This window comes from Polaribacter sp. WD7 (assembly GCF_003335085.1).
GTDB lineage: Bacteria > Bacteroidota > Bacteroidia > Flavobacteriales > Flavobacteriaceae > Polaribacter.
In genome coordinates this window covers 381,329-403,513 of the sequence record NZ_QPEJ01000016.1, presented here as the reverse complement: position 1 = coordinate 403,513, position 22,185 = coordinate 381,329, and the positions used below count along the sequence as shown (strand labels likewise).

Genomic DNA, 22,185 nt, shown 5'->3' with positions numbered 1-22,185 from the left:
AATTATTTGTTAATGTTGTTAATCATTCCATTAAAAACAAACCAGTGAAAGGGCATGACGGCATACCAGTAGAGTCTACCAGCAAGACCATGTGGTCTAAAGGTTGCTGTTTGGTATATTTGATTTTCTTCAATTTTAAACTCTAACCAAGCTTCACCAGGTAAAATCATTTCTGCATATAATAAAAGCCTGCCTTTTTCTTTGTCTGCGTAAATGACACGCCAAAAATCTAATGCATCTCCTGAATTTAATTCATTGGGGTGTCTTCTACCTCTTCTTAAACCTGCGCCCCCATAAAACTGATCTATATAGCCTCTAATTTTCCATAAAAAAGTGCCATAGTACCAACCCGTTTCACCACCAATTGCCCATATTTTGTTAATTGTTTTTTCTCGATTTTTAACGGTTCTTTTCTTAAAATCTTTAAAACAACCATATTCTGGAACGTTTATAAATTCATGAACATATTTCTTTAATTTTCCGCTACTGATGTAGGAGTCTTTCCAGCTAGAAATAATACTGTTTTGCTCTATTTTTTTAAATGCTAGTTGTACAGCTTCTTTATAAGACATGGGGTATACATCTAAGATTTGGTTGATGTTACTACTTTTGCCAATAACCTCAACACCCATGGAGTTGACTAAAGAACTAGCTAGTTTATAGGATGTAGATGTTACAAAATATAGCCAATATGAAGATAATTTTGGGGTCATTACAGGTATCGTAAAAATCCATCTTTTTAATTTTCTAACCTCTGCAAATTGCAATAACATTTGTTTATAGGTCAAAATTTCTGGACCAAAAATGTCGTAAGAAGCATTGAATAATTCTTTTTTATAGAGTGCTCTGTGCAAAAAAGAAAGCACGTCCCTAACAGCAATAGGCTGCGATTTTGTGTTCAACCATTTTGGAGCTATCATTGCGGGTAGTTTTTCTACCAAATCTCTTATAATTTCGAAAGAGGAACTTCCTGAGCCTACTATAATTCCCGCTTTAAAAGTGGTTAACGAATAATCTCCAGATTCTAATGTTTTTTCTACATTTTTTCTAGACAATAAATGTTTTGAAAGCTTAGTGTCATTGGTAATACCACTTAAATAAATGACTTGTTGCAGCGATGTTGATTTTGCAAATCGTTTAAAATTATTGGCACATTTTTCTTCAAGTACGTGAAATTCTTTAGCAGAATTAGACATAGAATGAATTAAATAATAGGCAATATCTATGTTTTTTGGAATTTTTTCTAAAGAAGCTGCATCTAAAAAATCGGCTTCAATTAAATGAATTTTTTTTTGATCTTTATAATAGTTTTCTGCTCTTTTTTTATCTCTTACAGGGCAAATTATGGTATGTCCGTCATTCAGTAATAACGGAATTAAACGTTTACCTATATAGCCAGTGGCACCTGTTACGAGAATTTTCATACACCTTGCTCAATTTTTTTGGGTCTTTGGTAAGACAATTGTTTTTTAAATTTAGGAATAGCATAGGTATCTAATCCATTTATGGTAGCTACATTACCTTTAGATAAATTTACAAGACCATCTTCTTGCAGTAATTCATCGTTTACATACAATTCTTGAATTTGAGATACAATGAGCATTACATTGTTAGAAGGGACATAAATTTCTTCTACAAATTTCATGCTCATCTGCACTGGTGCTCCTTTAACAAAAGGAGCTTTAAATTTACCTTTATATTCTTCTTTTAAGTTGGTTACGTCAAATTCAGAAACATCATCTGGATATTTTGCAGAGGTGTGGTGCGCATCATCAATAATATCTTCGTATATATGATTTATGGTAAAAACGCCTGTGTCTTTAAGATTTTTATGGGTGTTTCTAGGAACTGTTGTAGGTCTTAAAATAAAACCCAGAGTAGGAGGGTTAGAACCCAAGTGGGTTACAGAACTAAAAACAGCTACGTTAGGAATACCATCTTCAGATATAGAACCAAGTAAATTGGCAGATTTAAATCCAGAACAACTATTTATAAGATTTATTCTAAAGATTTTATCTAAACCGTTAATGTCTTTTGTATCAAAAAATGCCATTAGTACGTCTTAAAATTATTGATTTTGATGTTTTTTGCTTTCAAATCGTGCATCAGATTATACAAACCAAAAAATGTTCTATTAATGTAAATAAAGTGTTTAGAACCTCTGTTACCATTCATGTTTTTAAGTTCAGTGCTTTTTGCGTATTTGGCTCCTAAATCAGATATTTTTCCAAAGAAAACCTCATCTGAAAAATCAAAAGTTTCTTGATTAAAGGGTTGCGTAAATAAACTTAGCATTTCATGAAACATAGCTCTAAAAAACACCAATTCTTCTTTAGAATCATCCTCTCTTAATATTTCCAACTCAAATAATTTTTGTTCAAAATATTCAGGATTGGCTATATTTTCTTTATTTGCCAATTCAAAATAGGGTATATAAAAATCATCAGGTATTGTTTTCATACAACCAAAATCAATAACAATCAATTCATTTTCTGGAGAAATTAAAAAATTACCTGGATGAGGGTCTGCATGAACCTTTTTTAATTTATGAATTTGATACATATAAAAGTCCCACAAAGCTTGACCGAGTTTATTGGCTATTTCTTGATTTTTATATGTAAATTCAGAAAGATGTACACCTTGCATCCAATCCATCGTTATGATTCTATCCGAAGATAATTCTGGGTAATAATTCGGGAATTTTAAATTTGGTATGTGATGGCATGCTTCTACAATTGCCTGACTTTGCGCTACTTCTAAAACGTAATTTGTTTCTTCAACAAGCTTGTTTTCAACCTCTTTAAAATATTTATCAGAATCTTTTCCTCTAATATTAAACATTTTAATAGCAATTGGTTTTACCAAAGAAAGGTCTGAAGCAATGCTTTCTGCAACTCCCGGATATTGAATTTTTACGGCTAGTGTTTTGCCATCTTTTTCTGCTTTATGTACTTGACCTATACTTGCAGCATTCACAGAAACCGAATCAAATTTGTCATAAATTTCATTAGGATTTTTCCCAAAATATTTCTTAAAAGTTTTTGTAACTAATGCAGGAGAAAGAGGTGGTACAGAAAATTGTGAAAGTGAAAATTTTTCTACATAAGCTTGCGGTAATATGCTTTTTTCCATGCTTAACATTTGAGCAACTTTCAAGGCACTACCTTTTAACTGTTTTAGTCCGTCATAAATGTCTTCTGCATTATTTTCATTTAAACGAGCCTTTGCTTCGTTTTCAGTTTTGGTAATTTTATCTCCGTAATATTTTAAATAATTGACACCAATTTTGGCACCTGTGGTAACCAATTTTGAGGCTCTTTGTATTTTAGAAGTAGGAATTGAATCGATTGTTTTCATAAATCAGAATTACTGATGTTTTTTTATTAATTAAAGTTTACTTTTTCTTTTAAAATAAACTTACCAAAATCTATAATGCTTTTTAGTGGTTTTATATCCATAACATCAAAGCGTGCATTGATAGATTTTTCAATAAAAATATCAGTTTTTTCAAAAGAAGGAGAAACATCATCTAACCAGAATTTCATGGTAATTAACAAATGCATCCAAGAAGATTCTTTAATAGATTTATTTTGTATTTTTTCTAATGTTTCTTGTTTTAATTCAATTCGTTCTATATTTAAATTCTCAACAAACTGAATATAGTTTTCTCTCAAAGATTTAAGAGATTTCATTTTCTTTAAATCTCTTTTAGCATTTTCTAAAGCATATACAACATAACTTCTGTTAGCTGTTAAAACTTCGAAAAATGTAAAGTAAAAACTCAATAATTTATTTCGTGCATCATAGTTTTCATAATCTTCACTTTTTGCTAAAACAGTTATTGTGTGATGAAAAAATTCAGAGAAAATTGCTTCTTCTACAGCATCAAAAGAGCCATAGAATTTATAAAAATCTGCTTCTTCAAAATTATTTTCTTTAGCAAAACTAAATACAGATTTTGGTTGATGGTTGTTTTCTAAAACAAATTCCATATACCAAGTAATAATGTTGTCTTTGGTGATGTTTTTCTTACGAGCCATGGTTATTTTTATTTGTAGTAAAGATACAAATGTTTAATGTAAATGAATATATGTTAAACAATAATCTTTTGTTAAAACTAAATTGATTTTTACCTTTTAAAAATCCATAACAAAATAGAATAATTATATTTGTTCTAATGATAAATTGATACCATGAATAGATATATCAAAATCTTACCAAAAACACTTTTATTATTTTCTGTGCTTATTATTGGTTGCGTAGAGAAAAAAGAAGCAGAAAAAGTGAGTCTTGAAAACAAGAGCGTTATATTAAAAGAAGAAATAGTACCAGAAGGAATGGTCTGGATACCTAAAAAAACTTTTTTGATGGGCGCAAAGACTGCTGATAAATACGCAATGCCAAGAGAAAAACCAGCACATAGAGTAGCGGTAGATGGTTTTTTTATAGATATTCATGAAGTTACAAATAAACAATTTAGAAAATTTATAAAAGAAACCAATTACATAACAGTAGCAGAAAGACCGATTGATTGGGAGGAGATAAAAAAATCTTTACCACAAGGGACGCCTAAGCCTGCAGATTCTATTTTACAACCCGGAAGTTTAATCTTTAATAAACAAGCTAAAGGTGTTGTTTCTATGGCAAATTATGGGCAGTGGTGGAAATGGCAATTGGGTGCAGATTGGAAACACCCAGATGGTCCTGAAAGTTCTATTGAAGGAAAAGATAATCATCCAGTAGTTCATGTAGCAAGAGAGGATGCTTTGGCTTACTGCAAATGGGCGAATAGAAGATTGCCTACCGAGGCAGAATGGGAATCTGCAGCACAAGGTAAATTTGAAGATAATATATATTCTTGGGGAAACAAGTATGAAGATTTAAATGAAAATGCTAATACTTGGCAAGGAACGTTTCCAACAGAAAATATTTCTGAAGACAGATTTGAATATATATCGCCCGTTAAATCTTACCCCGCTAATAGTGTTGGTTTATATGATATGGCAGGTAACGTTTGGGAGATGACTTCAGATTTATTTAATGTAGAGTATTACCAAACTATAAATTCTAGTTCGGTTTTAAAAAATCCTAAAGGGGCGTCTAAATCTTATACACCTAGTAATCCATATCAGATTGAATATGTAATTAAAGGTGGTTCCTTTTTGTGTCATGAGTCATATTGCGCGAGTTTTAGAATTTCTGCTAAAATGGGAATGGAACCCAACTCAAGTTCAGATCATATTGGTTTTAGAACCGTTGCCACTAAAGAAATGATTTTGCAAAAGTAGAGTTACAAATTTATAATCATAAAAAAAACCTTGATAAAAAATATCAAGGTTTTTTGTTTTTAGTCGGGGTGGCAGGATTCGAACCTGCGACCTCCGCGTCCCAAACGCGGCGCGATAACCGGGCTACGCTACACCCCGAAAAATGGATATCTTTTAAGGACTGCAAATATAGAATATTATTTATAATTGTATAAAAAGTTTTGCTTTAAATTTTAAGAATAAAACAAAAAATAAAACGTATTGCCGTATTTGTTTTTTTACTACTTTTTTATTTATTCTCAAAATAATGAATATGAGATTGTTGTACAAAATTTAAATAAATCTACGAAATTTACTTTTATTCTATATTCCTGTATGAATTATTTAAAAAAAGATGAATTAACTCATTTTTAAAAATGAAGAAATGAGAGAGGTGTTAAATTCACTCAAAATTATTCTTACTTTAATTGTATTCAATTCGTTTATTTTTTCATTATAAAAACTTATAAACAATAGTGTTATAAAGAGTCAAAAAATAATATTTTTGTCTCTCTAAATATAGAAAATAAGATTATGTCAGATACTATAGAAAGAATAAAGTGTTTAATCATTGGTTCAGGACCTGCAGGTTACACAGCAGCAATTTATTCGGCAAGAGCAGATATGAAACCTGTTATGTACACAGGAATGCAAATGGGGGGGCAATTAACTACTACTACAGAAGTAGATAATTTCCCAGGATATAAAGACGGAACTGATGGAACTGCAATGATGGAAGATTTAAAACATCAAGCAGAACGTTTTGGGACAGAAGTTCGTTTTGGAATGGTTACTTCTGTGGATTTGAGTAAAGAAGTTGGAGGAATTCATAAAGTTGTGGTAGATGAATCTAAACACATAGAGGCAGATACAATAATTATATCTACAGGTGCAACAGCCAAATACCTAGGTATAGAAAGTGAACAACGTTTAATTGGAGGAGGAGTTTCTGCGTGTGCTACATGTGATGGTTTCTTTTATAAAGGACAAGATGTAGTTGTTGTAGGAGCAGGAGATACAGCTGCAGAAGAAGCAACGTATTTAGCAAACATTTGCAGCAAAGTTACGATGTTGGTTCGTAAAGATTACATGAGAGCGTCTAAAGCAATGCAGCATCGCGTAAATAAAACTGAAAATATAGAAGTATTGTATAATACTGAAATTGATGAGGTGTTAGGAACAAACGTAGTTGAGGGGGTTAGAGCAATTAACAATCAAACTAAAGAAACTACAGAAATTGCTGTAACTGGTGTTTTTATTGCAATTGGTCACAAACCAAATTCTGACTTGTTTAAAGGTGTTTTAGACATGGATGAAACGGGGTATTTAATCACTAAAGGAAAAACTACAAAAACTAATTTACCTGGAGTTTTTGCTGCTGGTGATATACAAGATAAAGATTATAGGCAAGCCGTAACTGCTGCAGGAACTGGATGTATGGCTGCTTTAGATGCAGAACGTTATCTAGGCGCTTTAGAATAGGCAATTTACTTTAACTCAATAAAAAAAAAGGGATTACTTATTTATAAGTAATCCCTTTTTATATGCGTCATTATTAGATAAGATGTAATTTGTATTTTTTATTTACGAGATTTCTGCTGAATTAAGAATAACAATATACTAAGTCATTGCAGCTGCTTTCATCGATTTTCTATAAATAAATTTATTAAAAATATTTCTTTTTCCAAAATTATTTATCGATTTTGCATTGATAAATTTTCCAAATAGTATTTTGTTTACACCAAAATATTCATAAGTATTTCCATCTGTAAAAGTAACTTCTAAAAGCATACTTTTATGACGCCAATCTGCAATTTGAAATTCAGTAATTGTGGTTTTATAAGCATCTGAATTTGCTGCTTTAGTTTCAGGAGCAATGCTAACCAAAAAGTGATAACCATCTATAATTTCAGTGCTTTTAATTTCTGCCTTGGCTTTTTTTTCTTCATCCTGAAATTTATCTGGATGCCACTCTTTTACCAAACTTCTGTAGGTTTTCTTTAATTCTTTTAAATCAATAGCTCCTTCTACATTAAAAAGTTTTTTATATTGTTTTATACGCTTCATTTTATTGTTTTCAAATTGCGTGCAAAAGTATTGATATTAAATGGATTATGTTGATGTTTTTCGCAAATAAATGAAGTGTTTTACAAGCCTAATTCCTTACGTTCCTTAGTGTCTGTAACGCCATTTTTAGCCCAATATGCAGATTGTATAGTCTTTATCTTTGTAGCTCTAGAAGTTAATTTTTTACCACGATTATTGGTGATTTCTTCCCAACCTTCAATAGTATAAGGAAATACACTTGTTACTTGTATAGATAATTTTCTTTTTAATGATGGATAAAAAACAGAGAAATAAGTAAAATCTCCCTTTTGAATAAGACTTACTTCAGCATCATATTCCTTTATTTTTTGATGATTGAGCGCTAAAAACTCCATTGAAGGAATCACTTGATAACGGCCAGTTTTAATACTTTTTGGATTTATTCTAAGTTTGGTCCAAAAATCATTTTCAAGAGGTAGTTTTTTTAAAGCTATTTTTCTATCAGAATTTGTTTCAAAATACGAAAAAAATTGAACTTGGTAATTGACTCTATTGTTAAGTTGTACAAAAGTATTTCCGCACCATTCTTGAGATGATAACGAAATCTTCAGAGCATTTTGATTGTTGTTTATAGGAGTAAAGGTACTTGTCATTATTGAATAAGGATAAATTCCTGTTGTAAAATTCTTTGTACTATTTAATTTTAATACAGGGATGTTATTTTTATCAGAATAGTCTGCTTTCACTTGCTTTTTAGGTAGGAAATCTTCTGTAACAAAAATGGTAACAGCTGTACCTTCATATACATCTCCATATCTAGCTTGTGATAATGTATAAGAAGTTATTTCTGCTTTTCCAGCATACCAATAATCATTGAAATTGGGGTGTTTTTTCAAATGTTTTGTAGTTGTATTACTAGTGATTTTTTCTTTTTTTACTTCAAGGTTTCCACAAAAGAAAAGAAAAAAGCTAAGAAGAAGCGGAGTATAGGTAGTAAACATTCGTTTCATGATTATGAATTATAGACTACTAATTTACAATAAAACGAAGTTTGGGTACATTTTTAAAAAGGAAATTAACATCAATTTAATAAAAAAAACCATCATGAAAATGATGGTTTTCTAAACAAACAACTAATATAACCTAAAACTAGAAGTTTTAAACTACATATTTTTATACTTTGATTGTCAGTTGAGTTAGAAGAATTATTAGAACTCAACAAACTCAATTTGACATCAAGAGGTTTTTAAAAACAATATTTATTTTCTGCTTTTACTTTTTCTGCGATTTCGTTTCTCAAATCAACAATATCTGGGTAATTGGTGTATTTCGTAAAACGCTTTAGCCCCATTAACATCATACGTTGCTCATCACCTTCAGCAAAAGAAATGATACTTTCTTTTCCTTTTTCTTCTATTTTATCTACTGCATGATACAAGTACAGTTTAGACATTGCTATTTGAACAGATTGAGAATCTTCTCCAAAACGTTTTGCATTTTTCTCTGTTCTTAAAATTGCAGATTCTGCCATGTAAATTTCAATTAAGATGTCTGCAGCGGCAATTAATAATTGTTGATGTTGTTCTACTTCTGGACCGTATTTTTGTAAAGCTGCACCAGCCACCATTAAAAAGGTCTTTTTCAATTTAGAAATCATTACTTTTTCTTCAGAAAATAATTCAGAAAAATCAGGAGTTTCAAAAGAAGGAATTCCCATTAGGCTATTCGCAACTTCTGTAGCAGGTCCTAATAAATCAACATGACCTTTCATTGCTTTTTTAATTAACATTCCTACACAAAGCATTCTGTTAATTTCATTTGTGCCTTCATAAATACGAGCAATTCTTGCATCTCTCCAGGCTGATTCCATTGGAGTTTCTTCAGAAAAGCCCATTCCTCCAAAAATCTGAATTCCTTCATCAGCACAATTTTGTACGTCTTCAGAAACAGCAACTTTTAAAATTGAACATTCTATTGCATATTCTTCAACACCTTTTAATTCTGCTTCTTGATGAGAGTTTCCTGCTTCTTGTCTTAAAGCAATTCTATCTTCAATGTTTTTTGATGCTCTGTATGTAGCAGATTCACCTACGTAAGCACTAGTAGCCATTTCAGCTAACTTTACTTTAATGGCTCCAAAATCTGCAATAGGAGTTTTAAATTGTTTACGTTCTGTAGCGTATTGCACAGCAGAATTTATAATTCTACGTTGAGAATCTAAACAAGCTCCTGCTAACTTGATACGTCCAACATTTAAGGCATTCATTGCAATTTTAAAACCTTCTCCACGTCCTGCTAACATATTTTCTGCAGGCACAATAGTATCGTTAAAAAATACCTGTCTTGTAGAGGATGCTCTAATTCCTAATTTATGTTCTTCTTCTCCTAAAGTTATTCCGTTAGGATTGTCTTTATCATATTCAACAATAAAACCAGTAATATTTTTATCGTTTTCAATACGCGCAAAAACAATCATCAAACGACAAAAACCTGCGTTAGAAATCCACATTTTTTGACCGTTAATTTTGTAAGATTTTTCATCAGCAGATAATTCAGCAGTAGTTTTACCAGAATTTGCATCAGATCCAGCACCTGGTTCTGTCAAACAATAAGCACCAAACCACTCTCCAGTAGCTAGTTTAGGTACATATTTTTGTTTTTGCTCTTCTGTTCCGTATAGCGTAATGGGCATTGTTCCAATACCTGTGTGGGCTCCAAAAGCAGTACTAAAAGAACCTGTTCCACTAGAAATATAATCGCAGGTTAAAAGTGTAGAAACAAATCCCATACCTAAACCTCCATATTCTTCTGGTACAGCAACACCTAAAAATCCTAACTCTCCTGCCTTACGCATAACTTCTTCAGTTAAGGCGTAATCTTTTGCTTCAAAACGTGCTTTATGTGGAATGATTTCTCGGTCATTAAATTCCATCACAGCTTCTTTCATCATTTGTTGTTCTTCAGAAAAATCTTCTGGAGTAAAAACGTCTTCGCAATTTGTTTCTTTAACTAAAAACTGACCACCTCTTAATAAATCTGCCATTGTATTGATATTTTAATTTTATTATTAATTTAGGAATTCGAATATACCAGCTGCTCCTTGTCCTGTTCCTACACACATGGTTACCATTCCGTATTTACCTTTCATTTCTCTTTTGCGCATTTCATCAAATAATTGCACTGATAATTTAGCACCTGTACAACCTAAAGGGTGCCCTAAAGCAATCGCTCCTCCGTTTACATTTACTATTTCTTGATTTAAGTTTAACTCACGCATTACTGCTAGAGATTGCGAAGCAAATGCTTCATTTAACTCAATCAATTCAATGTCATCTTGTTGTAATCCTGCTTGTTGTAAAGCTTTAGGTATTGCAGCAACAGGGCCAATTCCCATGATTCTAGGTTCTACACCAGCCGCAGCATAGTTAACCATTCTTGCAATAGGTTCTAGATTTAGTTCTTTCACCATTTCTTCACTCATTACCATTACAAAAGCAGCACCATCACTCATTTGTGATGAATTACCAGCTGTAACACTTCCACCAGCGGCAAAAACAGGTCTTAATTTATTTAAAACAGCAGTAGAAGTTCCAGCTCTTGGTCCCTCATCTTTGGTTACTGTATATTTTTTAGTTTGCTTTTTTCCATTTTCATCTAAATAAGTTTGTTCAACTTCTATTGGAGCTATTTGATCTTGAAAACGATTTTCTGCTTGTGCTTTTAATGCTTTCATATGTGAATTGTAAGCAAATTCATCTTGATCTTCTCTAGAAATTTTAAACTGATTTGCTACTGCTTCTGCGGTATTTCCCATTCCCCAATAATAATCTGCATGACCAGATTTTATGGTATCATAATTCAATTCTGGTTTAAAACCTGTCATAGGTACAGAGCTCATACTTTCTGCACCACCCGCAATAATACAGTTTGCCATTCCTGCTTGAATTTTAGCAGCTGCCATAGCAATAGTTTCTAATCCCGATGAACAAAAACGATTGACAGTTACTCCAGGGACATCCACAGAATTTAGTCCTATTAATGAAATAAAACGAGCCATATTTAATCCTTGAGAACCTTCTGGCATTGCATTACCAACAATTACATCATCTATACGTTTTACGTCTAAATTTGGTAATTCCTTCATCATATGTTGAATGGTTTCTGCACCTAACTCATCTGCACGTTTAAATCGGAAAACACCTTTAGGAGCTTTACCAACTGCGGTTCTGTATGCTTTTACTATATATGCTGTTTTCATAATTTTAATTTCTTAAAGGTTTACCTGTTTTTAACATGTGTTGAATACGTTCTAAGGTTTTACGTTCTGTACACAGTGATAAGAACGCTTCTCTTTCAATATCAAGTAAATATTGTTCTGTAACCAATGTGGGTTCAGATAAGTCTCCACCAGCCATTACATAAGCTAACTTATTGGCAATTTTTTGGTCGTGTTCTGATATGTATTTAGAGTGCTCCATAGAGTCTGTTCCTACTAAGAACATTCCTAAGGCTTGTTTTCCTAAAACTTTTACATCTTTACGTTTTGGAGGTTGCGTGTAGCCACTTTCTGCCATTAATTTAGCATGTGCTTTTGCAGTGGCAATTTGTCTGTCTTTATTTACAACTACAACATCTTTACCTTTTTGCATTAACCCTAAATCAAAAGCTTCATAAGCAGAGGTAGATACTTTTGCCATACCTATAGTTAAGAAGTTTTCTTGTAAAATATTAAGCTCCACATCGCCTTTGTTAAAAGAATCTGATGCTCTTAAAGCCATTTCTTTAGAGCCACCACCACCAGGAATTACACCAACACCAAACTCTACTAATCCCATATACGTTTCTGCTGCAGCAACTACTTTATCTGCGTGTAAAGAAATTTCGCAACCACCACCCAAAGCCATTCCATGAGGAGCAGAAATAGTTGGTATTGATGAATAGCGCATACGCATCATGGTGTCTTGAAAATATTTAATAGCATAATTTAATTCTTCATATTCTTGCTCTACAGCCATCATAAAAATCATACCAATATTAGCACCTACAGAAAAATTCGCTGCTTGGTTACCAACAATCAAACCTTGAAAATCTTTTTCAGCTAAGTCAATTCCTTTATTAATACCAGCTAATACATCTCCACCAATAGTATTCATTTTAGATTGAAACTCTACATTTAAAATTCCGTCTCCTATATCTTCAATTACAACACCAGAATTTTTCCAAACTTCGTTTGTTTTTCTGATATTGTCCAAGATGATAAATGCATCTTGACCCGGTTTTTTAGTCTGCGTTTTAGAAGGAATGTCATAGAAATAAGTAGCGCCTTCTTTGACTGAATAAAACGTTTTAGAGCCAGAAGCTAACATGTCTGTTACCCAAGTTGCAGGTTCATTACCTTCTGCTTTCATTAACTCGATTCCTTTTTCTACACCAACAGCATCCCAGATTTCGAAAGGACCATTTTCCCAACCAAAACCAGCTTTCATCGCGTCGTCAATTTTGTACAATTCGTCAGAAATTTCTGGAATTCTATTTTGAACGTAAGCAAACATTGCGGCAAAGTTTTTTCTATAAAACTCGCCAGCTTTGTCTTTTCCGCCAACCAATATTTTAAACCTATCAATTGGTTTATCAATAGTTTTTGTCAGTTCTAAAGTAGCAAATTTTGCTCTTTTGTTAGTACGATATTCTAAAGTATCTAAGTCTAATGTTAAGATTTCTTTTTTACCCTCAACTACTGTTTTTTTGTAAAAACCTTGTCCAGTTTTACTTCCTAACCATTTGTTTTCCATCATAGTATTGATGAAATCTGGTAATTTAAATAATTCGTGCGCTTCATCATCAGGGCAATTTTCATAAATCCCGTTCGCCACATGTACCAAAGTGTCTAATCCAACAACATCTACAGTTCTAAAGGTTGCTGATTTAGGACGTCCAATAACGGGACCTGTCAATTTATCAACTTCTTCAACAGTTAACCCTAATTCTTTTACTTGATGAAACAAAGATTGGATTCCAAAAATTCCAATTCTGTTTCCAATAAAAGCAGGAGTATCTTTGGCTAAAACAGCGGTTTTACCTAAGAATTTTTCGCCATACATCATCAAGAAATCAGTAACTTCTTGTTTACAATTAGGTCCTGGAACAACTTCAAACAACTTTAAATATCTAGGTGGATTAAAAAAGTGTGTAACTGCAAAATGTTGTTGAAAATCATCACTCCTTCCTTCATTCATAAATTGAATTGGAATTCCAGAAGTATTTGAAGAAATAATGGTTCCAGGTGTTCTGTATTTTTCTAGTTTTTCAAACACAGATTTTTTTATATCTAGTCTTTCTACAACCACTTCCATAATCCAATCTACATGAGCCACTTTTGCAATGTCATCTTCTAAATTACCAGTAGTAATTCTGCTTGCAAATTTTTGATTATAAATTGGTGAAGGTTTGGATTTAAGGGAAGCCATAAGTGCGTCATTAACTAAACGATTGCGTACGACTTTGTCTTCTAACGTAAGTCCTTTAGTTTTTTCTTTGTCGTTTACTTCTCTTGGAACAATGTCCAGTAAAAGAACTTCAACGCCAATATTTGCGAAATGACATGCAATTCCACTTCCCATAATTCCGGAGCCAACTATTGCTACTTTTTTAATTCTTCTTGCCATTAGTTTTGTTTGTTTTATACTGCTTTCTTATTGCTTTTAGCGTAAATTTCTCTATCTGCAATAAGCTTGTTAATTGTTGTGGTTACTTTAAAAAAGCCTTCTAAATCTTTTTCTGAAACGTTGTCTCTAACAGTTTGGTTAAATTGAATAACATGACCCCTAGAAATTTTTCGCATTTCTTTGCCATAGTCTGTTAGTTTTATCATTACGCTTCTTCCATCATCTGGGTTTTTTTCTCTGCATATAGCTCCTTTTTCCTCCATAGATTTAAGTATTCTAGAAAGACTTGTGGGTTCCATACCCATTAAAGGACCTAATGCTGTAGAAGGAGTGCCTTTTTCTTTGTCTATATTTAATAGTACAAATGCAGTTGACATTGTGCTGTTATGAGTAACAGCTTGTTCATTATACATTTTTGCAACAGCTTGCCACGTAGCTCTTAATTGATGATCTATAGATTCTTTTTTTTCCATTGTGTCAAATATATAAAAATTTACTATGCACGCATAATAAATTATAAAAAAGTTATGCATGCATAGTAAATTTTAACAATTCTTTTTTGCTAATTTGATAAAAAAGAAGCGTGTTTCTTAAGTGATAACTGGATAATAGCAAGTGATTTTACTAAAACTAAATTCTAGTGTTTTAGCATCAGGATAGTTAAACTTAATAAAATGTTTTTATTTTTTTAAAAATTTTAGTCTTTTTTTGCTATTTAGTTTTGACAATTCAATAAAATAAATTCCATGTGTTAAATAGGAAACATCTAGGTTTACTTTATTTTTAAAAATTTCTTTTTTGATTAGTTTTCCATCAATAGAAAAAAGTCTCACTGTTAGGTTATCAGCATTTGTAATTTGTAAAATATCATCAACAGGGTTTGGGAAGACTTTTACAGTTGAAAGCTCGTATTTTTTTGTGTTTAAGGTCTTTGAACAGTTGTTTTCTACTTCTTTATTACCCCAACATAATAAACGCTCTTCTCTGCCATTGTCTGTAATTTTAAAATTACAAATTCCAGAATCAGAACCAATACCTTCTTTGTAGGAAAAATTAAGATAGTCAAATTTATACCTCTTTCTTCCATTTAAATCAATATCAATTTCTTTTAATGGAACATCACTGTCAAAGACGTAAGAGTTTTTAATAGTATCCCCAGCTTTTAAATTATAGTCGTATAATGTATACTCCTGAAATTTATCTAATTTGTTATTGCATCCCTTGCATTTATTTGCGAAAACATATACTTTCTTTTCAGAAATATCTTCTCTAATGTATTCTTCTAAATAGTAAAAACTATCTTCTTCTTTGATGTAGTATGGTTTAAGAGGGAAATTTATACCTGTTTTGCCACTAGAATATCCTTTCTTTACTTTTATTTTTTTATACACTTTGTTATTTATTAAAGTGTCTTTGTCAATTATATACCTTCTTTGGTTTGTGTATATATCATCATCTTTATTTTTATGATTAGGAAAAGAAACGATATCCCAAAACGAATTTTCTTTTATTACGGGTTCGTATTCTTTCTCTTTAAAAAATGAAGCACAACTATTTTTTAACTCTTTATTTCCCCAACAAAAAAGGTTTTCTCCACTAAAAGGGTTGAGGGTGTATGCAGTACTTTTGAAACTACAAAGCCCATAATGAGAGCCTATGCCTTCTGTGTAAATGTCATACACCGAATTGAAAACTTTTTCTCCTTTATCATTTACAGTAACACTTACAGTAACATCTTTTTCACCGGTCATACTTCCAACAGCTGCGTAAGAGTTGGTCATTATATCTCCATCTTTTAGACTGAAATCGTATAAGGTATATTCTTTAAATTCTGAAGTATTATTCAAACTAGACCAAACATATACTTTTTTTTCAGAAATATCTTCTCTTAAATATTCATTTAGATAATAAACATAATCATTGGGTCTAATATAATAAGGAGCTCCGTAGCAGTTTTGAATATCCTCACTTTCGTAAGCATATATTTTAGTTATTTTAATTTTCTTGTAAGTTTTGTCGTTTATTATCGTGTCTTTATCGATAGTGTATCTTCTCTGAAGAAAATAACAGACATAAGATCCATCTGAATAAAAGGATTCAACATCCCAAAAGGCACCATCTTTTAATAATGGACTATAATTTTCTTTGAGTCTAGTTGCACAATCATTTGGATTTGCTAAGTTACCTGAGCAATAAACTCTTTCATAAGTTCCATCAACCAGATTATGGTAAATATTTAGGTTGCCTCCGTTTTTACCAATACCTTCTGTATAGTAAGAGCCATCATTCAAATAAAAAACTTTTTGGTTGCTTTTATCTGTTTTAATATCCTCTACAACAAGTTTTAAATCAGGATTAGAATTGTCATATCCAAAATAATTTTCCAATTCGTCTCCAATATTTAAACTAAAATCACATACTGTAAATTCTTCAAAAAAATCATTTTCTAGTTTAGTTAGTATGTAAAGTCTTTTTTCATTGATATCTTCTCTTATAAATTTATCTTTAATCGGTATAAAATTTTTAGGATTGTAAAAATAAGGCGGAGTTATGCATACATTATCTGTTTTATCTTCTAATAAAACATACTTTAACTTTTTATAAAGTTTACCTTTAATTAGAGTGTCTCCTGCTATTTGTATTCTATTTAGAGTTTCTACATTTTCAGGACAAGTACTAGTTATAACAAAAGTTTTCATATCCCAAAAAGAACCTTCTTTTAGCATAGGTTCGTAATCTTGAGAGTAGAGTTTAAAATTTAAAAAAGTAATTAATAGTAAAAAAAGTAATGTTGTTTTCATAGTAGATTTTTTTTAAAGATATGACTTTTTTTTTTTGAGCCTAAAAAATTGAACTAAGTAATACGTAACAAAACAAATAGTTTATAACTAATGTATATAAAATATGTAAGTTTGTAACCGCTCAATACTTTCAATAAAATAGTTAAACTTTATGAATAATTTGCTAGAAGTTAATAACGTCGTAAAAAAATACGGAGATTTTATAGCTTTAAATGACGTTTCCATACATATACCTAAAGGATGTGTTTTTGGTTTACTGGGTCCAAACGGAGCAGGAAAAACAACTTTAATTAGAATAATTAATCAAATTACAATGCCAGATAGTGGTAGTGTTTTTTTAGACGGAGAACCTTTAGCACCAAACCATGTAGAACAAATTGGGTACTTGCCAGAAGAACGAGGTTTGTATAAATCTATGAAAGTAGGAGAACAAGCGTTGTATTTGGCACAATTAAAAGGCTTATCTAAAGCTGAAGCTAAAAAAAGATTGAAATACTGGTTTGATAAGTTTGATATTTCTGCTTGGTGGGGAAAAAAAATAGAAGAATTATCTAAAGGAATGGCGCAAAAAGTTCAGTTTATTGTTACTGTGTTACACAAGCCAAAACTTTTAATTTTTGATGAACCTTTTTCAGGTTTTGATCCAATAAACGCACAATTAATAGCAAAAGAAATATTGCAACTAAGAGAGGAGGGAGCAACCATTATATTTTCTACACACAGAATGGAATCTGTAGAAGAAATGTGTGACGAAATTGCTCTTATTAACAAGTCTAATAAAATATTAGACGGAAAATTAGACGATATTAAAAGAGAATATAGAACAAATACATTTCAAATTGGTTTGTCTACCTCCAACACATTAGACTTAGATGCAATTTTAAAAGAAAATTTTGAAGTTACTAAACCTAATTTTAAATTATTAAGTAATTCTTTTATGGCGAATGTAACCCTAAAAAAAGGAGATACAGCTAATGATTTATTATCATTTTTAACAAATCATGGAGAAGTCAATCATTTTGTAGAAGTTATACCAACTGCAAATGATATTTTTATTGAAGCTGTAAACAAAAATAGTTAAAAAATGAGCAAATTACAATTAATTATTCAAAGAGAGTTTATTGCAAAGGTTCGTAATAAATCGTTTATTATTATGACTTTTTTAAGTCCTATGATAATGGTAGGAATGGGGGCATTAGTATATTTTTTGATGCAAAAAAATGATGAAAAAGTAAAAAAAATAGTATATGTAGATCAATCAGGACTTTTCTCAAAAGAAGATTTTATCAATACAAAAACTATTCATTATTCAGATTATACAACTCTAGGAATAGAAGAGACAAAGAAAAAAGTAGAGGAAGGAAATTATTACGGTGCGTTGTACATTCCAAAACAAGATAGCTTAGAGTTATTGGCTGCATCTGTAGAGTTTTATTCTAAAGATTCTCCTGGAATGTCTATTATGAATTCTTTAGAAAATAAAATTGAAGGAAAAATTAGAAATAAAAAACTAACCGATTTTGGGATAGATTTGAATAAAATTGAATCTTCTAAGATTAGAACAGATATTAAAATGTATAACTTTTCTGGAGAAGAATCTTCTAAATTAATTAATGGATTAAAAATAGGAGTAGGGGCAATTGCAGGATATTTGTTAATGATGTTTGTAATGATTTACGGCACTTCTGTAATGCGAAGCGTTATTGAAGAGAAAACAAGCAGAATTATAGAAGTTATAGTGTCTTCTGTAAAACCGTTTCAATTAATGTTAGGAAAAATTATAGGTAATGCATCTGCAGGTTTATTGCAATTTTTTATATGGGGAATTATTTTGTTTGTAATTGTAACAGTAGCGTCTTCTATTTTTGGTGTAGATGTAGTAGAAATGCAATCATCTAGAGTGCCGGCAGAACAGTTAGAAGTTGCTAAACAAGCTACTTCAGGAGGTAAAGGACAACTAATTGTTCAAGAAATTTTAAGGTTGCCTTTATTAAAACTATTTCTACTATTCATTTTTTATTTTTTAGGTGGTTATATGTTATATAGTTCGTTTTTTGCAGCTGTAGGTGCGGCTGTAGATAATGAGACAGACACCCAACAATTTATGTTACCTATTATGTTGCCGTTAATTTTAGCAGTGTATGTAGGTTTTGCAACTGTAATTAATGATCCTCATGGACCTATTTCTGTTGCATTTTCTTATATTCCTTTAACTTCCCCTATTGTAATGCTTATGCGTGTTCCTTTTGGAGTTTCTTGGTATGAATTACTCATATCTATGATGCTGTTAATCATTACTTTTGTTTTTGTGGTTTGGTTAGCTGCTAAAATTTACAGAGTAGGTATTTTAATGTATGGAAAAAAACCAACATATAAAGATTTATATAAGTGGCTCAAATATAAAGGATAATGCAAGATACAATTAACGAAGTAAAAGATACTATAGTTGAAGAGGCAAATAATATTTTAGATTATACGTTTATATTTAGTAAAGAAATAAGTATAACAGTAAAAGGGTTACTATTTATAGCGTTTGCGTTAATAGCAACAGCTATAATTTTGAAATTTGCACGCAGGTTCTTAACTAGAAATTTGCCACAAAACGATAAACTTAAATTCATAACAGTTTTCACGTATGTGCGTTGGTTTATTTTTGTAGTCATATTTTTAATAGGAATGCATACTGCAGGGGTTAATGTTACTGCATTTTTTGCGGCATCTGCAGCACTTTTAATAGGTGTTGGTTTGGCATTGCAAACATTGTTTCAGGATATTTTTTCTGGGGTTTTTATCTTAATGGATCAATCTGTTCATGTTGGTGATATCATTGAATTAGAAGGAAAAATAGGACGGGTTTTAGATATTCGATTACGAACAACTAGGGCAGTAACTATTGATAACAAAGTTTTGGTAATTCCAAATCATTTGTACCTTACAAATATTTTATTCAATTGGACAGAAAATGGAATAGAAACAAGAGAATCTGTTACCGTAGGTGTAGCTTATGGTAGTGATGTAGAAAAAGTAAAATCACTTTTAATTGAGGCAGCTAAAAGTCAAGAAAAAGTTTTAAAAATACCTGAGCCAAAGGTGTTGTTTACAGATTTTGCAGACAGTTCTTTAAATTTTAAAGTTGTCTTTTCATTAAACAATAGTTTTGAAACTCAATTTGTGCAAAGTGCTATTCGTTTTAAAATAGACCAATTGTTTAGAGAAAATAATATAACCATCCCTTTTCCACAGAGAGATGTGCATTTTTATCAAGAACCAAGAAAGTAAAAGGCGAATGAGTTAAATTTAAAAAAATACAATGCCCAAAAAAATAGTTTTCTTGTTGTTTTTATACATCAGTATAAGTGCTAAAGCGCAACTCACAGATTTGGCAAGATTAGAATATTCATTTATTCCTAAGAGAAACTCAGGAGATCAGTATACTAGAATAAGAGCACTACTAAACTATCCTATTAAAGTAAAAGAAGACAGTTACTTTGTTGTGGGTGCCCAATACAACCGTATTTTTTTAAATCTACGTGATGATTATCCTTTTGATCAATCTTTTCTAGAAACATTAACTATTTTAGACCTTAATTTAGGATACACATTTAAAATGAACACAAAGTGGAGAGCAGCTTTTAAGCTTACTCCAAGGCTAGCATCAACATTAAATGGTAAAATTACTGGAAATGATTTATTTTTAAACGGAGGTGTATTTTTTATCAAAGATAGAACAAAAGGAAAAGATATAAAACCCTATCGTTTAATTTTAGGTTTAACATATAATACAACAGCTGGTATTCCTTTTCCGCTTCCTCTAATTAGTTATTACAAAGCTGTTAATGAAAAACTTTCATATACTGTAGGTATACCAAAGATGAATGTAAAATATAAACTAAATGCAAAGAATAATTTACAAACCTTTGTAGCTTTAGATGGTTATTTTGCACACTTGCAAAGGCCTACATCAGTTTTAGGAGAAAGAGTAGATAATATATCATTATCTGTAGTAGCTTCGGGTATAGGATATGAACATTTGTTAACAAAGCATCTTATTTATTATGCTTATACAGGATATACTCTAAGGTTAAATAATGTGTTAAGAAATGATAATAGAGATAATATTTTTACCTTAGACAACTTAAACTCATTTTATTTAAGAACCGGAATTAAATTCAAAATATAAATGTCAAAAATATTAATTATTGAAGACGAAGCAGCAATTCGTAGAGTACTAAAAAAAATCATTTCAGAAGAAAGCGATACTTATAATGTTGAAGAAGCAGAAGATGGTTTACAAGGAATAGAAATGATTAAAAATAATGATTATGATTTGGTATTGTGTGATATAAAAATGCCAAAAATGGATGGAGTAGAAGTGCTTGAAAAAGCTAAAAAGATTAAACCAGAAACTCCAATTGTTATGATTTCTGGACACGGAGATTTAGATACTGCAGTAAATACAATGCGTTTAGGTGCTTTTGATTATATCTCTAAACCACCAGATTTAAATCGTTTATTAAATACTGTTAGAAATGCTTTAGATAAAAAAGTTTTAGTAGTTGAAAACAAACGTTTAAAGAAAAAAGTTAGTAAGAATTATGAAATGATAGGAGAAAGCGACGCTATCTCTCATATAAAAGACATCATAGAAAAAGTTGCCGCTACAGATGCTAGAGTTTTAATTACAGGGCCTAATGGTACAGGTAAAGAGCTCGTTGCACATTGGTTGCATGAAAAGTCAGATAGAGTTAAAGCGCCTATGATTGAGGTAAATTGTGCTGCAATACCGTCAGAATTAATTGAAAGTGAATTGTTTGGTCATGTAAAAGGATCGTTTACTGGCGCAAACAAAGACAGAGCAGGTAAATTTGAAGCGGCTAATGGAGGTACCATTTTTTTAGATGAAATAGGAGATATGAGTTTGTCTGCACAGGCAAAAGTATTGCGTGCTTTGCAGGAAAATAGAATTTCTAGGGTAGGGTCTGATAAAGATATTAAAGTAAATGTTAGGGTGGTTGCAGCTACCAATAAAGATTTAAAAAAAGAGATTAATGAAGGAAGGTTTAGAGAAGATCTATATCATAGATTAGCTGTAATTTTAATTAAAGTACCTGCATTAAATGATAGACGAGAAGATATACCATTATTGGTAGACTTTTTTACCAAAAAAATATCAGAAGAACAAGGTACACCAAAAAAAGAGTTTTCTAATGAAGCCATACAGTTACTCCAAAAATACGATTGGACAGGTAATATTAGAGAATTAAGAAACGTTGTAGAACGATTGATAATTTTAGGAGAAAAAGTTGTTTCTGTAGATGATATAAAACTTTTTGCAAGTAAATAAAAAAAAGAGTGATTGTTAAATCA

At 31.1% G+C, this 22,185-nt stretch carries 18 protein-coding genes and 1 tRNA gene; 7 read left to right on the top strand and 12 right to left on the bottom strand.

The genetic code is table 11. The features are described 5' to 3' along the window. Window positions 1-2 precede the first annotated feature (2 nt). The 4 genes from DUT90_RS05955 to DUT90_RS05940 are packed head-to-tail and all read right to left on the bottom strand — an operon-like array spanning window position 3 to window position 4,040. Window positions 3-1,424 carry an SDR family oxidoreductase gene (locus DUT90_RS05955; protein WP_114426248.1) on the bottom strand — a complete coding sequence of 474 codons (1,422 nt, stop codon included), beginning with the start codon at window positions 1,422-1,424 and terminating at the stop codon, window positions 3-5. After that, a complete protein-coding gene (locus tag DUT90_RS05950) occupies window positions 1,421-2,053 on the bottom strand; it encodes a flavin reductase family protein (RefSeq protein WP_114426247.1) in 633 nt (210 codons plus the stop codon). Before DUT90_RS05950 ends, DUT90_RS05955 begins: the two co-directional genes overlap by 4 nt. Continuing rightward, window positions 2,053-3,357 (bottom strand): AarF/ABC1/UbiB kinase family protein, encoded by a 1,305-nt coding sequence (locus tag DUT90_RS05945; RefSeq protein WP_114426246.1) that lies wholly within the window; start codon window positions 3,355-3,357, stop codon window positions 2,053-2,055. The genes DUT90_RS05950 and DUT90_RS05945 overlap by 1 nt, the downstream gene beginning before the upstream one ends. A 26-nt stretch (window positions 3,358-3,383) precedes the next feature. Continuing rightward, complete coding sequence (locus tag DUT90_RS05940; protein WP_114426245.1) at window positions 3,384-4,040, bottom strand: TetR family transcriptional regulator C-terminal domain-containing protein; 657 nt, start codon at window positions 4,038-4,040, stop codon at window positions 3,384-3,386. A gap of 153 nt (window positions 4,041-4,193) precedes the next feature. On the opposite strand from DUT90_RS05940, the gene DUT90_RS05935 reads away from it, so the two are divergent. Next, window positions 4,194-5,288, top strand: coding sequence for a formylglycine-generating enzyme family protein (locus DUT90_RS05935; RefSeq protein WP_114426244.1), 1,095 nt, complete (start codon window positions 4,194-4,196; stop codon window positions 5,286-5,288). Between the two features lie 63 nt (window positions 5,289-5,351). Here the strand turns inward: DUT90_RS05935 and DUT90_RS05930 are convergent. Next, window positions 5,352-5,426 (bottom strand) — tRNA-Pro (locus DUT90_RS05930). Window positions 5,427-5,840: 414 nt separating this feature from the next. On the opposite strand from DUT90_RS05930, the gene trxB reads away from it, so the two are divergent. Continuing rightward, a complete protein-coding gene (gene trxB / locus DUT90_RS05925; protein WP_114426243.1) occupies window positions 5,841-6,788 on the top strand; it encodes a thioredoxin-disulfide reductase in 948 nt (315 codons plus the stop codon). A gap of 138 nt (window positions 6,789-6,926) precedes the next feature. Here the strand turns inward: trxB and DUT90_RS05920 are convergent, their stop codons facing one another. The 7 genes from DUT90_RS05920 to DUT90_RS05890 form a co-directional block, all read right to left on the bottom strand. After that, window positions 6,927-7,373, bottom strand: a complete 447-nt coding sequence (locus DUT90_RS05920; RefSeq protein ID WP_114426242.1) for a KTSC domain-containing protein — start codon at window positions 7,371-7,373, stop codon at window positions 6,927-6,929. A gap of 80 nt (window positions 7,374-7,453) precedes the next feature. Continuing rightward, window positions 7,454-8,362 carry a septum formation inhibitor Maf gene (locus DUT90_RS05915; RefSeq protein WP_114426241.1) on the bottom strand — a complete coding sequence of 303 codons (909 nt, stop codon included), beginning with the start codon at window positions 8,360-8,362 and terminating at the stop codon, window positions 7,454-7,456. A 236-nt stretch (window positions 8,363-8,598) separates the two neighbouring features. Then, a complete protein-coding gene (locus DUT90_RS05910; RefSeq protein WP_114426240.1) occupies window positions 8,599-10,395 on the bottom strand; it encodes an acyl-CoA dehydrogenase family protein in 1,797 nt (598 codons plus the stop codon). A 24-nt stretch (window positions 10,396-10,419) separates the two neighbouring features. Further along, complete coding sequence (locus DUT90_RS05905; RefSeq protein ID WP_114426239.1) at window positions 10,420-11,610, bottom strand: acetyl-CoA C-acyltransferase; 1,191 nt, start codon at window positions 11,608-11,610, stop codon at window positions 10,420-10,422. A gap of 4 nt (window positions 11,611-11,614) precedes the next feature. Beyond that, on the bottom strand, window positions 11,615-14,017 hold the full coding sequence (locus DUT90_RS05900) for a 3-hydroxyacyl-CoA dehydrogenase/enoyl-CoA hydratase family protein (RefSeq protein ID WP_114426238.1): 2,403 nt from the start codon (window positions 14,015-14,017) through the stop codon (window positions 11,615-11,617). Window positions 14,018-14,031: 14 nt separating this feature from the next. Next, complete coding sequence (locus tag DUT90_RS05895) at window positions 14,032-14,490, bottom strand: MarR family winged helix-turn-helix transcriptional regulator (protein WP_114426237.1); 459 nt, start codon at window positions 14,488-14,490, stop codon at window positions 14,032-14,034. 207 nt (window positions 14,491-14,697) lie between these two features. Beyond that, complete coding sequence (locus DUT90_RS05890) at window positions 14,698-16,818, bottom strand: T9SS type A sorting domain-containing protein (protein WP_114426236.1); 2,121 nt, start codon at window positions 16,816-16,818, stop codon at window positions 14,698-14,700. A gap of 151 nt (window positions 16,819-16,969) precedes the next feature. Here DUT90_RS05890 and DUT90_RS05885 point away from each other — a divergent pair, with 151 nt between their 5' ends. From DUT90_RS05885 to DUT90_RS05865, 5 genes are read left to right on the top strand one after another with little or no spacing between them, the layout of a single operon-like run. Then, window positions 16,970-17,899 (top strand): ABC transporter ATP-binding protein, encoded by a 930-nt coding sequence (locus DUT90_RS05885; protein ID WP_114426235.1) that lies wholly within the window; start codon window positions 16,970-16,972, stop codon window positions 17,897-17,899. 3 nt (window positions 17,900-17,902) lie between these two features. Further along, on the top strand, window positions 17,903-19,228 hold the full coding sequence (locus DUT90_RS05880; protein ID WP_114426234.1) for an ABC transporter permease: 1,326 nt from the start codon (window positions 17,903-17,905) through the stop codon (window positions 19,226-19,228). Beyond that, window positions 19,228-20,097, top strand: coding sequence for a mechanosensitive ion channel family protein (locus DUT90_RS05875; RefSeq protein ID WP_114426233.1), 870 nt, complete (start codon window positions 19,228-19,230; stop codon window positions 20,095-20,097). Before DUT90_RS05880 ends, DUT90_RS05875 begins: the two co-directional genes overlap by 1 nt. A 31-nt stretch (window positions 20,098-20,128) precedes the next feature. Beyond that, window positions 20,129-20,998 carry a DUF6268 family outer membrane beta-barrel protein gene (locus DUT90_RS05870; protein WP_114426232.1) on the top strand — a complete coding sequence of 290 codons (870 nt, stop codon included), beginning with the start codon at window positions 20,129-20,131 and terminating at the stop codon, window positions 20,996-20,998. Then, entirely contained in the window at window positions 20,999-22,162 is a 1,164-nt protein-coding gene (locus DUT90_RS05865; RefSeq protein WP_114426231.1) for a sigma-54 dependent transcriptional regulator, read from the top strand. The last annotated feature ends 23 nt before the right edge of the window (window positions 22,163-22,185 follow it).